Annotated in this window: 10 protein-coding genes; 8 read left to right on the top strand and 2 right to left on the bottom strand. The window is 35.8% G+C overall.

All coding sequences use genetic code 11. The features are described 5' to 3' along the window. Nucleotides 1-73: 73 nt before the first annotated feature. The 7 genes from D9R05_RS10705 (at nucleotide 74) to D9R05_RS10675 (ending at nucleotide 7,140) form a co-directional block, all read left to right on the top strand. Complete coding sequence (locus D9R05_RS10705) at nucleotides 74-925, top strand: FecR family protein (RefSeq protein ID WP_121667227.1); 852 nt, start codon at nucleotides 74-76, stop codon at nucleotides 923-925. Between the two features lie 97 nt (nucleotides 926-1,022). Continuing rightward, the gene (locus D9R05_RS10700; protein WP_121667226.1) at nucleotides 1,023-3,629 is read left to right on the top strand and encodes a TonB-dependent receptor; all 2,607 of its coding nucleotides are present in this window, start codon (nucleotides 1,023-1,025) and stop codon (nucleotides 3,627-3,629) included. A 3-nt stretch (nucleotides 3,630-3,632) separates the two neighbouring features. Next, entirely contained in the window at nucleotides 3,633-4,472 is an 840-nt protein-coding gene (locus D9R05_RS10695; RefSeq protein ID WP_121667225.1) for a DUF4249 domain-containing protein, read from the top strand. Nucleotides 4,473-4,806: 334 nt separating this feature from the next. Next, nucleotides 4,807-5,847, top strand: coding sequence for an adenylate/guanylate cyclase domain-containing protein (locus D9R05_RS10690; protein WP_121667224.1), 1,041 nt, complete (start codon nucleotides 4,807-4,809; stop codon nucleotides 5,845-5,847). Nucleotides 5,848-6,045: 198 nt separating this feature from the next. After that, a complete protein-coding gene (locus D9R05_RS10685) occupies nucleotides 6,046-6,453 on the top strand; it encodes a PAS domain-containing protein (RefSeq protein WP_240463032.1) in 408 nt (135 codons plus the stop codon). Next, a complete protein-coding gene (locus D9R05_RS10680; RefSeq protein ID WP_121667222.1) occupies nucleotides 6,453-6,836 on the top strand; it encodes an acyl-CoA thioesterase in 384 nt (127 codons plus the stop codon). The genes D9R05_RS10685 and D9R05_RS10680 overlap by 1 nt, the downstream gene beginning before the upstream one ends. Before the next feature lie 19 nt (nucleotides 6,837-6,855). Beyond that, nucleotides 6,856-7,140: a hypothetical protein gene (locus D9R05_RS10675; RefSeq protein WP_121667221.1), complete on the top strand. Its 285-nt coding sequence runs from the start codon at nucleotides 6,856-6,858 to the stop codon at nucleotides 7,138-7,140. Nucleotides 7,141-7,720: 580 nt separating this feature from the next. Here D9R05_RS10675 and D9R05_RS10670 read toward each other — a convergent pair. Both D9R05_RS10670 and D9R05_RS15700 read right to left on the bottom strand, forming a co-directional pair. Next, nucleotides 7,721-10,444 carry a SusC/RagA family TonB-linked outer membrane protein gene (locus tag D9R05_RS10670; RefSeq protein WP_240463030.1) on the bottom strand — a complete coding sequence of 908 codons (2,724 nt, stop codon included), beginning with the start codon at nucleotides 10,442-10,444 and terminating at the stop codon, nucleotides 7,721-7,723. 88 nt (nucleotides 10,445-10,532) lie between these two features. Further along, a complete protein-coding gene (locus D9R05_RS15700) occupies nucleotides 10,533-10,664 on the bottom strand; it encodes a hypothetical protein (RefSeq protein ID WP_262696575.1) in 132 nt (43 codons plus the stop codon). Nucleotides 10,665-13,210: 2,546 nt separating this feature from the next. Here D9R05_RS15700 and D9R05_RS10660 point away from each other — a divergent pair. After that, the gene (locus D9R05_RS10660) at nucleotides 13,211-14,146 is read left to right on the top strand and encodes a hypothetical protein (RefSeq protein WP_121667218.1); all 936 of its coding nucleotides are present in this window, start codon (nucleotides 13,211-13,213) and stop codon (nucleotides 14,144-14,146) included. Nucleotides 14,147-14,291: the final 145 nt, after the last annotated feature.

The following is a 14,291-nucleotide window of genomic DNA, read 5'->3' as shown; positions in this document are numbered from 1 at the left end:
AATCGCGGGTATTGTTTATTCATTATGCAACAGGCAAGGAGTTTATTGTCAGCAGCTTTAAAAACAGAAGGTAATGGACGAAAATGAACAGGAAATAGAAAAAAAGCTAACGAAAATTTGGGAGGAAGAACCCGATCAGCAACTTGAACATCAAGCTCAAACTTCTTGGGAAAATTTTTCAGCGAACACATTCAACCAAAAAAAGAAAACCCTAAAACATTGGCATTATGCTGCCGCAGCTATTGTGTTGATTTTTCTATCCCTCGGTAGCTTTTGGGTGTTCAATACTTCCATAAACCCCAATAACACAATTACTGATAACTTCAATATTATTGAAAATCCGTCTTCACAACTAAAACGGATCTATCTTCCTGATAGCTCGATAGTAGAACTTGAACCACGTTCTAAACTCAAATTCGCTAATGATTTTGAAAATAACAGAAAAGTACATCTAAATGGTGAAGCCTATTTTAAAGTGGCAAAGAACAAACAATATCCTTTTCAGGTATTTTGTAAAAACACCACAACTACGGTTTTAGGAACTGAATTTACCGTGAAAGCAGATACTAATAATACGGTAAGTGTAAAACTTTACGAAGGAAAAGTACAAATGAATGTGAAAGACAGTATACATAATTGGTTATTATCTCCTGGAGAAGAATTCATTTATAATAAAAGTACACTAGCCGTAGAAGTTTTCGATCACTTTAAAGATTTTAACAATGAGCCGCTATCTTCTGTGATTAGCTACCTTCAAGAGAACTATCATTATACCCTAAGCGTACCGAAAAGATTTATGCAGAAAAGGATAACCATTCGAATCCGAAAAAAGGAAGAATTATCAAATATCATCAGTATTCTGGCAGAAATATACAATCTAAACCCCCATATTAATGAAGACCTAAAAGAAATCGTGCTAAAATAAACAAGAAAGGATGTCCTAGCCGCTAAACTAAACACCCTTTCTCTACATTAAAATAGAAATAATCCATTTTAACCTTCAATTCAAAAATACAAATTTTATGAAGCATTTACAGTATTGTTTTTTAATGCTTAGCCTAAATTTATTTTCTCAAAATGTATCTATATCATTAGATGAATCTACAACGCTAAGGCAACTCTTTACTGAAATTGAAAATCAAACAGCGTATAAATTTGCTTACAATAATCAAATTGATATAGATCAAAAGCTAAAAGAAAAAATAACCTATAAGGCTATTGAAATCAAGGAACTCCTGTCCATTCTTAATCGTACGAGTGATTTCCATTTTTCGCTAATGGGAAACAACATCACCGTTAAAAGAAAGTCAAAAACAGGGCAAAAAAATTATACCTTATCCGGCATCATTTTAGATGATTTAAAGCAACCGCTGTTAGGTGCAAATATTTATATTAAAGAGGAAGCAAAAGGCGCTGTTACTGATGAAAACGGTTACTTTTCTATAACACTTCCTGAAGGAAATTACACTGTTATAATCAGTTATGTAGGCTTTAAAGAAGAGACTAAACAAGTAGCCCTTTTCTCCGATAAAGAATTAAACGCTTCAATGGCGCCCGGAGACCAAACCTTAGACGAGGTTATCATCACTCATAATAACAAAGCGGTAAACATTAAAAAACCGCAAATGAGTGTAAATAGCCTTAGCTTAAAAGAAATAAAGCAAATGCCTGTTGCTATGGGAGAAGCAGATCCTTTAAAATCTCTACTCACTTTACCAGGGGTAACCAGTGCCGGAGAAGCCTCTTCGGGTTTTAATGTTCGAGGAGGGGCGGCAGATCAAAATTTAATTTTACTGGATGGAGCTCCTATCTATGGCGATTCGCATTTGTTTGGTTTTTTTTCCGTATTTAATGCAGATGCCATTCGTAGTTTAGATTTGTATAAAGGGGGAATTCCTTCCCGATTCGGGGGACGAGTATCTTCTGTATTAGATGTGCACCAACAAACAGGAGATTATCAAGATTTTCATATAAACGGTGGAGTCGGATTAATATCGAGTCGCTTAATGCTTGAGGGGCCTATAAAAAAAGAAAAAGGTTCATTTATGGTGGCAGGCCGTACTTCTTATGCGCATCTTTTTCTGAAACTAGCCGATAATGACAACTCTGCTAAATTTTATGACCTCAATACTAAACTGAATTATAAGCTGAATAAAAATAACAGCTTGCATTTTTCCGGTTACCTTGGTAATGATGTGTTTGCCATAAACGATAGTTTTTCCAGTATTTATGGGAATACCATGGGAAATTTAAGTTGGAAACATCGTTTTTCTGATCATATCAACACTGATTTATCTATATTCTACAGTGATTACACCTTCAACTTAAGTATTAATGAACAAAATTTTGAATGGGAAAGTAAGATTAAAAGCTATGGATTAAAGTATAATTGGAATCACTTCTTATCAAATTCTATTCAACTTAATTATGGACTAGCTGCAAATTATTACGATTTCAATCCGGGTACTTTAAATCCCGAAAATGAAGATTCACAATTTAATTTTCAGCAACTCGATAAAAAATATGCATTAGAACCTTCAGCATATATAGATGTGGAGCATGGTCTCACCGATAAACTCAACCTAAGATATGGAGTCCGCTATAGTATGTTTTACCGTTTTGGAGCACAAGAAGTAAATACCTATGCTAATAATAATCCGGTAATTTACAACCCCACTTTTAACATTTATGAGGAGGCCACTCCTACTGGATCGATCAGCTATGGCACAGGAGAAAAAATTTCAAGCTTCGATAACGTAGAGCCTAGATTAGCGCTTTCTTATGCCGTAAACGAGGAGCAATCTTTTAAAGCAAGTTACAATAGAATGGCACAGTACCTCCACATTCTATCGAATACGCAATCGCCCATGCCCATGAATATTTGGACCCCCAGCGGGCCGTTTATAAAACCGCAACTGCTTGATCAGTATGCAATAGGTTATTTTAGAAATTTTAATGATAAGAAATATTCGCTTGAAACAGAGGTTTTCTATAAGAACGTCAAAAATAGAATAGATTATGTGGAAGGCGCAGATTTGTTGGCCAATAATAACATAGAAAGAGTCATTCTTAACGGTAAAGCAAGAGCGTTTGGAATGGAGTTTTTACTTCGTAAAAATACAGGTAAATTAACGGGCTGGATCGCTTACACCTTATCTCGTGCTGAACAAAAAACAGAAGGACGAACACCAGAAGAACCAGGAATTGCGAATGGAGACTGGTACTTGTCACCTCATGATAAGCTTCATGACCTGTCGGTAATGGCTAATTATGAGTATACTAAAAAATGGTCTTTTAGTGCAAATTTTTCACTACAATCTGGGCAGCCGGTCACCTACCCTAATGGCTATTATGAACTTGGAGAGCTTCATATTCCTAATTATTCTAGTCGAAATGAAAATCGCCTTCCTACTTATCATCATTTAGATATTGCTGCCACCTACACTCCTAAGCCCCAAAAGAAAAAAGGTTGGCAAAGCTCTTGGGTATTCAGCATCTATAATGTCTATAATCGACAAAATGCAGCTTCGGTTCGTTTTACTACGAATGAAAACACAGGTCTTAACGAAGCTCGTCGACTCTCTATTTTCGGAATATTACCGAGTATATCCTATAATTTCAAATTTTAAAAAATGAAAACTATCCTAAAATTTAAAAACTTAAACTATATAGCTATTCCTTTGCTGTTTTTTTTATACTCATGTGAAGATGTTATTGAGGTAGACTTAGATACAGGAGAGCCTACTTTGGTAATTGATGCAGAGATTTTATGGAAAAAAGGAACAGACGGAAGTAATCAAACCATCCGTATAAGCCGTATGACCGATTATTATAATCCAACCCCTCCTAAAGTTTCTAATGCTCTGGTATATATTAAAAATAGCCATGGAGATCAATTTGTATTTAATGAAACTGAGGAAGCGGGTCTTTACCGTTGTGATCATTTTATACCAGAACTAAACGAACATTATACCTTAGAAGTCACCGTAGAAGAGCAAACTTTTACAGCATCAGAACGCTTAATTCCTGTACCGGAAATAAACCGTGTAGAACAAGCGTACGACGAAGGTTTATCAGGAGATAAAAGCTTTGAGGTTTCCATTTTTTATGATGATCCTGAAAACCAAACTAATTTTTATTTAACTGATTTTAAAACTCAGGTTTTAGAATATCCTGAATACGTGCTTAGCGATGATGACTTTTATAATGGAAACGAAATTGAAGATAGCTTTTCTGATGATGACCTAGAAGCCGGCGATGTTATACATATAACCCATCGAGGCATTTCCGAACAGTTCTTTAACTATATGAATTTAATATTAGAAACCACTAATTCAAATCCATTTGCAACACCCCCAGCTAATATTAGGGGAAATATTGTTAGTGCAAACAGTTCTGATGATTTTGCTTTAGGCTATTTTAGATTAAGTGAAGTAAATCAACTAGCTTACAGCTTAGAGGAAGCTAACTAGTGTTTAAAAAACTTCATCTCAGTACAAAAAAACCCGATCTATAATTAGATCGGGTTTTTTGTTGGTATAAACTTGAGAAAATGATGCGTTTTATTTGTTTGAAAACTTTTAAAAGCCTTAGATACGACGCGCATCTCCTTTAATGAAGTTATTTCTTCTATAACTCCCCCCTATACTTCTGGTTTATTTTCTATTTTTACACTAAACTACCTCGGGTATTAAAGCCTTTGGCGACGGCAATAAAACAAGTCTTTTTGAAGGCTATTGATGGTAATATTTAAATAAGGAAATAATCATAACTTAGCGTCTTTCTCATCAGCAAGCAACTAGTATAATGAAACTTAAAAATAAACGGAAATGGAAAATTATTCAGCAATATATGCTCGGCTGGATTTTAGCCTTTGTATTTTTAAGTATTGTTCGGGGGGAAGGAACTAAGGAATTAGGCTCAGTTCAATTTGATCTGTGGAAGTCGATTCTTGTATCACTCGTTGGAGGAGCAATTTTTGGAACTATTTCAGGATACGCTCAAATTTTAACGGAAGAACATGGCCATAAAAAAATCTCTATTCAACGCTTATTGCTATTAAGATCGCTTTATGTTGTCTTATTCATTATAACAATTATTTCTATCGCCTACCTGATTTTTGGGAATAACCATATCACTTATTTTCAGTTTGCTTTTGAGCCGGGTAGTTTTGCCATCTATTTATACATTCTAGTTACCGATATTTGCATGTCTATCTTTAGACAAATCAACTTATTTCTTGGCGGCAATAATCTTTGGCTTCTTTTCCGTGGAAAGTTTTACACCCCGCGGGAGGAAAAACGCATCTTTATGTTTTTAGATCTCCAATCGTCAACCCAACATGCAGAACGGCTTGGGCATATTAAATACAGTAAATTGATTCAAGATTGCTTTAACGACTTAGGAGTCGTGCTAGAAAATGAAGCTGAAATCTACCAATATGTTGGAGATGAAGCGGTTTTAACATGGAAGTTTAAAGAAGGTCTCGAAAATGAAAACTGCATTGAAGCTTATTATCATTTCAAAAAAGTATTAGAAGAAAAAAAAGAATATTATCTACGGTATTATGATTGCCTTCCGCATTTTAAAGCCGGCCTAAATGCAGGAGTTGTTACCGTTACGGAAGTTGGGAAATATAAAAAAGAAATTGCTTATCACGGAGATACAATTAATACCGCAGCAAGAATTCAAGCTAAATGCAATGAATACAACCAGGAGCTCTTAATCTCTAAACACCTAAAAAACTTGCTTAAGACGACGCGTTTTATGGTTGAGGAATTAGGCGATATCGAACTGAAAGGGAAAGAAAATAAAGAACTGTTATATGCGGTTTATCAAAATAATTAATCAATAAGTGATCTTTCATCAGCTAAATTACATATTATTATGAAAAATAACCTTAACAATATGATATGCCTGGATCTATATTTGTCTAAACTGAAAGAACAGGAGTATCAAAAAATAAAGCCTCAAATAAAAACATCCACTACAAACCAAATGCCTTTATTGAGTTGGGACATTTATATGGAGGCTTACCATAAAAGAATGAAAGAAGCAAAAAGGAAAACCGAATTAAAAAAGGTAAGGACTTTTGCAAATCGATTCAATTGGAAAAATGACTTAGATGCAGCTTTTGCAGAACATGAGTATGAAGCGTTAATTATTACAGATCTAGATCAAACTATACGTTGGGTTAATGAAGGCTTTACCACTATGACCGGTTATTCAAAAAAGTTTGCGCTAAATAAAACCCCTAAATTTTTACAAGGAAAGAAAACATCAATAGCAAGCAAAAAAAATATTAAAGAAAAAATCACACAAGGCAGACCTTTTAAAGAAACTATAATAAATTATAAAAAAGATAAAACTCCCTATACGTGTGAAGTTAAAATTATTCCTTTGTATAATGAAAAAACAACGCATTTTATTGCTTTTGAAAAACAAATCGTATAATGAGCCTAGAAGAAAAAATTAAAAAATCAAGAACCACTATTTTTAAAGCGGTTTTTCCAAACACCACCAATCATTACGACACGCTCTTTGGAGGTACAGCCATGCAACTTATGGATGAAACTGCCTTTATTGCCGCAACTAGGTTTAGTCGGCAACAAATGGTGACGGTAAGTAGTGACAAAATTGATTTTAAAAAACCAATCCCGGCAGGAACTATTATAGAATTAGACGGGTATATTACCCACGTAGGGAATACCAGTTTAAAGGTAAGGGTAGACATATTTGTTGAAGAAATGTACACCAACTCCAGAGAAAAAGCAGTTTCCGGAGAATTTACATTTGTAGCCATAGACGAAACTAAAAATCCCATACAAATACTATAACTCAAAAAACCACCTTATCATGCCACAATTAATAATCCAACGGAAAAAGGAAATCACCAATGGATTCTTAAGTCTACACATTTTGTTGAATGGTAAAAAAATAGGTTCGATTGAAAATGGAGAACATAAAAAATGGACAATTCAACCCGGACACTACACCTTAAAAGCAAAAGGCGGAATCCTATTAGGTAGTCAAGAAATTTCTCTAAAAGTAAAGGAAGGAGAAAACAAAATGTTCCAGCTTGGCAACTTTGGCGGCGGGTATTTTAAAACGCATTTACAATTGAAAGAAATGGAGTCATAAAAGTGGCTCATCTATATATCAACACTCCCAAGCCTATATTATCCCCCTGATTAAAAAACACTGCAAAAAAGACAAAACAAGGGTGAATCCACTGTTTTGTGGTGATATGTGGCTTAGCTGTAATAGCACTGTGGACTCAGTGTGGATTGGGTATGACGATGCTAGGGCTTATAGTATACTAAAAGGAGTGGACTGTAAGGGAGCCGGAAAATCTGCTTCTTCATAACGATAAGATCCTTTATTCCACTGGACCCAGCCTGTCTGGAGCAAAGCCGAAAAATTCTGGATGACAGTAAGCGAGTGTCATTGACTACGTCGAACCATTTCGTTAGGTTTTCGAATATACAAAGAATCTGCTTACCTCCTTTCTAAAATATACAGCTTACAACCTAAAGCATATAGCAAAACAATCAACTAGTTACGCAGTTATCAAGTGATGCTGTTATGAGGTTATGCTGTTATGGAGTTATCGAGTGATGCGGTTACGCAGTTATCAAGTTATGCAGTTATGAGTTTTGAGTTATGAATGATTGAAGTTTGAAGTCGGAAAGTATTAATTTAATAACAAAAAATTCTTGGTTCATGTTTCAATAGATTGATGCGATGATGGGTCAATTTGAATTGAATTGTCACACTGAGCCTGTCGAAGTGTTTTAAAGTTGAAGAGTTTTTTAGAAACGGGCATAAAGCATATAGCTACTCGATGAGATGCTGAAACAATTCCGATAGTCCCTAAAGCAATCGGTATCGGAACAGCATGACAATAAACTCTATTGCTTACTCCTCCAAAAAACTGTCGCGTTCTGTCGTGAATAATTACTTTGTCTTCATCATCAAAGGTTTCATCCCCATTTTGATCTTTCACTTTATAAAAGCCCGTCTCGTCATCAATACCTTCATATTCATATAAAAGTGCGATATCTAAGGGCTGCCCTTCGCGATACCTGTTCACATACGGCGATTGTGCCAAGCCGGGATAACGCAGCAATTCATTTTTCGGAAAGCTGATGTTAAAAGAGGTCTGCCACCTCAACTCCCCTTTTGGAAGGTTATCGCTGGAGAACTCCACTTCCCAACCCTTATTTTCTACCGTAGCCGGTAAGTTGGCTTGTACCGTTGTAAATCCGGTGCTTGCCGGAAGCGGATAGCCCACTAACTGACTAGAAGAACGATTACGGTACACGCTCACGCCTAGATTAATTCGACTTTTAAGAAAACCCAATTGCACCCCTGCCTCTGCTTTTTTATTGACCTCCCAAGAATAAGCCGGGTTGGCCAAGGCCGTCGGATACAGCCCTCCGGGTCCCGGCGTAGCCTCATACGCATCTAAATAACCATAATCCGGAATCTGATCGCTCCCGGTAGTCCCATAACTTCCGCGCAATTTTCCGAAGGAGAACCAGCTGAGGTGATCTTCAAAAAAGGCTTCTTCGGTAAAAATCCAAGCCGCGCCGATAGCTCCAAAATTGGCAAAGCGCTTCCCTTCCGCAAAACGCGAAGAACCATCGCGCCTTCCGGTAAGATTCAGGTAATACTTTTTATCCCAGTTTAGTCCCAACCTGGCAAACACTGCCTGGTAACGATAATCGGTATTTCGTGCTTGGGCATTGATCAATGTTTCCGCTGCTCCCAAGTTCCCGATTAACGACTCCGCCACATAGTTTTCGCCCTTAACACTAAATTGTGAAGAGCTGTTTTCTTGCAACGTACCGCCTATTAAAGCCTTTAGCTGTAACTTATTCCACTGCTTTGTATAATGCACTTGGGGTTCTATAATCCACGATTGACGCTGACTTTCTCCTGAAACAGATGAATGTCGAGGCATGGCTGCCGGATTATAGGAGCGTTTAGGCATTTTAATCAGCTCGTCGCTGTTAAAGTGCGTATAGCCGATATTCGTTTTTAACTCCAGCCCCTCCATAAGCAAATACCGAAGGTTAAGGTTGGTGATTAGGTTTTGGGTTTGAATACTACTGTTATTAAAAACCCCTGCTAAGGGATGGTTACGTCCCGCTTCTCCCCATTCTTCCCAGTTTAGGCTTCCATCTTCCTTATAAAGCTTGGGAGCATTGGGTGGAAGTTTAAAGGCCAAGGTTCTAAAATTCACTTCTCCTCCCAGCAATTCATTATGATCTACCCCATAATTCACCGCCAGGTTCATCTGCAACTTGTCATCTTTAGAATGGTGATTGAGATTTAATCCTCCCGTAAACTTTTGGTATTGCAAATCGACCGGATAAATGCTCCCTTGTTGATGAAAAGAACCATTCAGCCGAAAATGCGTTTGTTCATTTCCTCCTTGTGCCGTTAGGTTTACATCGGTAATATTGGAGGTTCCCCCTAAAAATTTTTCTTGCCAATCGGTGTATCGGTTTTGATCCCACAGCAAGAGATCATAGGCATTCATTTCGTCGGGTTCTACTTCATCATTAACAAAAGCTTGTTGACGTACTTGCAAGTATTCTTGAGTATTTAATAAATCCAGTTTGTTTGGTACTGTAGCCACTCCGCTATAGATCCGTGCTTGCACTCCTTTTTGGCCCTTGCCTTTTTTGGTGGTGATTAAAATAACGCCATTGGCACCACGCGACCCGTAAATAGCGGTAGCATCAGCATCCTTTAGCACTTCAATGCTTTCAATATTAGCCAAGTTCAACGTGCTTAATGGGTCGACTCCCGAAAAGCTAATCTCAGTATTGCTTTCAACCGCCGTAGAATTTAGCGGCACCCCATCTACAATATAAAGCGGGTAGTTCCCTTCTCGACGCAAACTGTTTTGTCCCCGTATTCTGATCGTCGGTGCTGCTCCCGGGGTGGCAGAATTGGCATTGATCTCTACCCCTGCCATACGCCCTTGTAAGGCTTCTAATGGACTTACCAAGGGTTGTAGTTCAATATCTTTCCCACTCACCCGGGCAATATTCCCCGTTCGCTCTCGCTCGGTGGTACTGTAATACCCCGCGTTAATGACCACCGCGGCTAAAGCTTCTTGGTCGGGTTGTAATTGTACATGCAGCTCCTGCCGGCCGTTTACCGCCACGCGCTTTGGCGCGAGCCCTAAATAGGTAAACGACAAGCTGTCGCTAGCTTGTACCGCTAATGAATATTGCCCATCGAAATTGGTGGTGGTTCCCTGTGGGGTGCCCAGGCGTTGCACATGCACGCCGGGGATGACTTGTCCCGTGGTATCGGTCACGGTTCCGCTAAGGGGGTAGGTAGTTTGCCCGAAGGCTTGCCCGCTATAAAGGTAGAGTAGGAGCATAAATAGTCCTAGCCCATACACGGGTGTGTAGAAATTTTTCATAATTTTGTAGTGTTATTAGTTAATTCTATTTAGTTAATAATGGCCTTCTCCTCGACCGTCCAAAGTTTGGAGAGGGCTTTTTTGTTTTTTAGCTGTTAGCTTGTAGCTTGTAGCTGTCATGCTGAACTCGATTCAGCATCTCATCCTGTTTAGCTTTTAGTGTTTTCTTATAAGCATCGGTTTTAATTATATATCTCTTTTCTGATGTTTCATTCTTCATTTTTTCCATTGATGAAAAAACGAAGCAAAAAAATCTAGGCTTAAGAAACTAGCTCTAAATTTTTTGCTTGTCTCCTAAATTTTAGGAACTCCCTGCGGTCAAACAGCCTAAAATTTTACGGAGCCTGCGCTTCAAATTTTACGAGCTATTTTCTGTAGGCCGATCTTCAATTCTAGTTTACGTTTAGTCCTTAACTGTCATGCTGAACGTGTTTCAGCATCTTATCCTGTTTAGCTTTTAGTGTTTTCTTATAGCATCAGTTTTAATGGTACATTTCTTTTCTAGTATTTCATTATTCATTTTTTTCATTGCCAAAAAAACGAAGCAAAAAAGTCTAGGCTTATTTTCCTGAATTTGAAAATCTGCTAAAAAACTTTGGCCTGCGGATCGCAACCGCTACGCTAGGCAATCCTCCGCATCCAACGCTAAGTTTTTTCTTGATTTTGCTACATTCATGAAAAGTAGGCCGGTTTTAAACGTCAAAATTGTCTTGCTGTTAGCCGTCTAGCTTATATTTATTATGGCAGGCATATATATTTTAGTTTTTTCTTCTTTTTTTAAGTGTAGAATTATTTCTCCGTTAAAAATTGCTGAAGCCTTGGAGGCAATTTAGGAGAAGGAATTTGGTTTGCCCCTAGGCAAAACACCTACAAAAAAGTTCCCTTTCTTTTGGTTCTTTTCTTTGGGTAAGCAAAGAAAATGAACAGCCTTTATGATCTATATGTTCTTATAGGCATTGGTTTTAATTGTACATTTCTTTTCTGATGTTTCATTCTTCATTTTTTACTCACCCACTTTATTATTGTTTAAGTGTTCGTGAATCGTTGATTTCCATTGATGAAAAAACGAAGCAAAAAAATCTAGGCTTACGAAACTATTGCTAAATTATTTGTTCGAAAGCTAAATTTCAGAAACTCGCTCCACTCAAACAGTCTGAAATTTTACGCTTCCTTACTCACGACTTTTTTATTCCATTGTTGAGTTCGTGAATCTTCGATTTCACTACTAATTTTACGCAATATTTTCGATAGGCCGATCTTCAATTCTAGTTTACGTTTAGTCCTTAACTGTCATGCTGTTCCGATCCCGATTGCTATCGGGACTATCGGAATCGATTCAGCATCTCATCTTATTGGCAATAAGCCATTAGCTTTTAGCAATCCATTAAAAACTCAAATTATTCCAGCTGTCATTTCGAGCCCTTCGATTCACGCTCTGGACAGGCTAAGTCGAGAAATCTTTCGCCTACCTGTGCACTTAAAAAGTAGCGTCAAAGTAATTCAGCTCTGCTCTGGTTTGTTTAACTTTTTACAGCCTCACATTATTCATTCAACATTTAAAATTCAAAATTGCTTTTATGCGAATTCTACCTAAAAAATTAAAAGAAAATGCTTTGAAAAATCACTTGTAGGCAAGGGTAAAGTGTAGTTAACCAATGCTACAAAGTATAAAGAAGAGAAAATCCTGAGTACAAAAAAGGGCGCAGGTCTCAACTTACCGACTTGAGGTACTGGTATACCTGACAACGATAAGAGAGGCCGCGCCCGGGTCGCAAGCCAATCTGCTTATCATCTCGTTGTCTAAAAATTACCAGTTTTCAAGTCGAGATTCAAAGCGAAAGCTTCTAATATTTTACTTAAAGAAGTATCGCAAATTTAATAATGTGAGTCAAATATAATAAAAACTTTTTAAACGCGTGCGATCGTGCGCAACTATTCTTTAAGTATTCTATTTTTTTGTTATATGGTTAGAATTAATAAAATCATTTGTGAATATATAACCAAAGAATGGTTAACACCTTGGCTTAATTCTAATAAGTCCCAAAGATCTTTTGCTGACCATCATAATATTGAGGAAAGTATTGTTAGGAAAATAAAAAGTCCCAAAGAATATCGTATTCCTGTAGAAAGCCTTTATAAAATCTGCGAATCAAGGAATATAACGCTTTCTGATTTTTTTAAATTAATTGAAAAGTAATAATTTCTGTACCTCATTTATTATACATTTTACGAAAAACCGTAATTAGTATTTAAATATATTCTATCATCCATTAATTGCAACAAATAATTTTTTTTAGTTGGATCATTAAATAATGAAAATACGTATTTCTTAAAATAGTGTAACATTTTGTTTTTTGTCGTTTTTAACTAAATAAGTAAATGTATACTTGGTGGTACTTTATTTCTAAAGATTAGCTCATAATCATTTTAGTTTCAAAAACTTAGCACCTTCTATTTTACCAGTTAGTTCTTGACTATGAGCTGTAAAACCTAGCAGAAATATTAAAAAAATAAATTTATACATGCTACTAAGTTATACAATATTTTTAATTATCTCGTCTATTTATGTGTGTATAATGATTTTCTTAATAAAACTTGAGTTATTCTGTTAATTTTAGCATTAAAAAATTATATTTGAAAGGCTAAGAAAACATTATAAAAGAATGGAAAAGTTCTTTTATCCTGGAATAATATATTATAAACCAGTATATTTTTTAGTATATAACTAGTTGTGCGTCATTTATACTCAGATTTGAATTAATAAATATGTTAAATGAAAAAGATTTTTTCTGGAAAAATTTCAGATTAGGAACAGAATTACAGAACTCAGGAACCTTTATCTACAACGGTATATTTAAATTAGATAATATAGAATATTTTAGATACGAGGAGGAATGTTTTGAGTTTTTATATAATGTTTCTGTTGGTATTGAACGATTAGAAAAAATACTAATCATTCTGATTGAACACGACAGCAGCGATTCACAAGAAGAATTCGAAAGATCCCTAATTTCTCATAACCATTTAGAATTATCAAATCGTATTAAAACTCAAAGAAAACTGAACTTTGGTAAAGTTCATAAGAAATTTCTTGGACTATTAACTGAATTTTATAAATCAACGAGATATGAAAGATTTAATATTTCATCAGTGTTTAAGCCACCACAAGAGAAAGAAAAGTTAGTTGAATTTCTACAAAATGAACTAAAATTAGAATTAACTGAATACCCAATAAAAGTATTAGAAAACACAGATCAAGTAAAAAGATTTTTAGGAAAATTAATTAAAAAGATAACAATTACCTTTTATGATTTGATAAGAGTTGAAACGTCAAGATTAGGAACGTTTACACACGAAATTAGATACAATTCAAAAGCTTATAAAATTTTTACAGAAGAGGAATTTGAATTTAAGAATGAAAAACTAATGCAAAGAGAAGTCTTTTTACATTTATTAAAAAACATTCCGGATAATGATTTTAAAAAATTCGTAGACAATATAACTCCCTTGCCTTTTGAAAATTTTCATACGAATTATTACATTAAAAGCATTTTAAACATCCACAAAGATACAAGTGTAAAAGATGAAATGATATATCTCTACGAAGAAAACGAGAATTCAAAAGATAGAATTAATGAAATTTTAGCTATCGGGTCGGATGTAAATTTTGATTTATATAGCGATGATAATGACAACTTTTGAAGTAAAAAAACGACGCACAACACCGGTAGCCGTTGCACAAGCCCTAAATTTTAAAAACACTTCATCAATATAAGCCGCTTTTAGCGGTTTTTATTTTTAAATTCCATAGCGTTGGGTGAAAAATTAAGTTCCTTGAAAGTGAGCT

This window comes from Mesonia aquimarina, from assembly GCF_003667275.1.
GTDB lineage: Bacteria > Bacteroidota > Bacteroidia > Flavobacteriales > Flavobacteriaceae > Mesonia > Mesonia aquimarina.
This window is presented reverse-complemented; position numbering and strand designations above follow the sequence as displayed.

Excerpts from the sequence above, each read along its gene's own strand:
- D9R05_RS15700 (WP_262696575.1), bottom strand. The coding sequence starts at position 10,664 with ATGAAGAATGAAACATCAGAAAAGAGATATATAATTAAAACCGATGCT.
- D9R05_RS10705 (WP_121667227.1), top strand. The coding sequence starts at position 74 with ATGGACGAAAATGAACAGGAAATAGAAAAAAAGCTAACGAAAATTTGG.
- D9R05_RS10690 (WP_121667224.1), top strand. The coding sequence starts at position 4,807 with ATGAAACTTAAAAATAAACGGAAATGGAAAATTATTCAGCAATATATG.
- D9R05_RS10685 (WP_240463032.1), top strand. The coding sequence starts at position 6,046 with ATGAAAGAAGCAAAAAGGAAAACCGAATTAAAAAAGGTAAGGACTTTT.
- D9R05_RS10695 (WP_121667225.1), top strand. The coding sequence starts at position 3,633 with ATGAAAACTATCCTAAAATTTAAAAACTTAAACTATATAGCTATTCCT.
- D9R05_RS10680 (WP_121667222.1), top strand. The coding sequence starts at position 6,453 with ATGAGCCTAGAAGAAAAAATTAAAAAATCAAGAACCACTATTTTTAAA.
- D9R05_RS10670 (WP_240463030.1), bottom strand. The coding sequence starts at position 10,444 with ATGAAAAATTTCTACACACCCGTGTATGGGCTAGGACTATTTATGCTC.
- D9R05_RS10660 (WP_121667218.1), top strand. The coding sequence starts at position 13,211 with ATGTTAAATGAAAAAGATTTTTTCTGGAAAAATTTCAGATTAGGAACA.
- D9R05_RS10700 (WP_121667226.1), top strand. The coding sequence starts at position 1,023 with ATGAAGCATTTACAGTATTGTTTTTTAATGCTTAGCCTAAATTTATTT.
- D9R05_RS10675 (WP_121667221.1), top strand. The coding sequence starts at position 6,856 with ATGCCACAATTAATAATCCAACGGAAAAAGGAAATCACCAATGGATTC.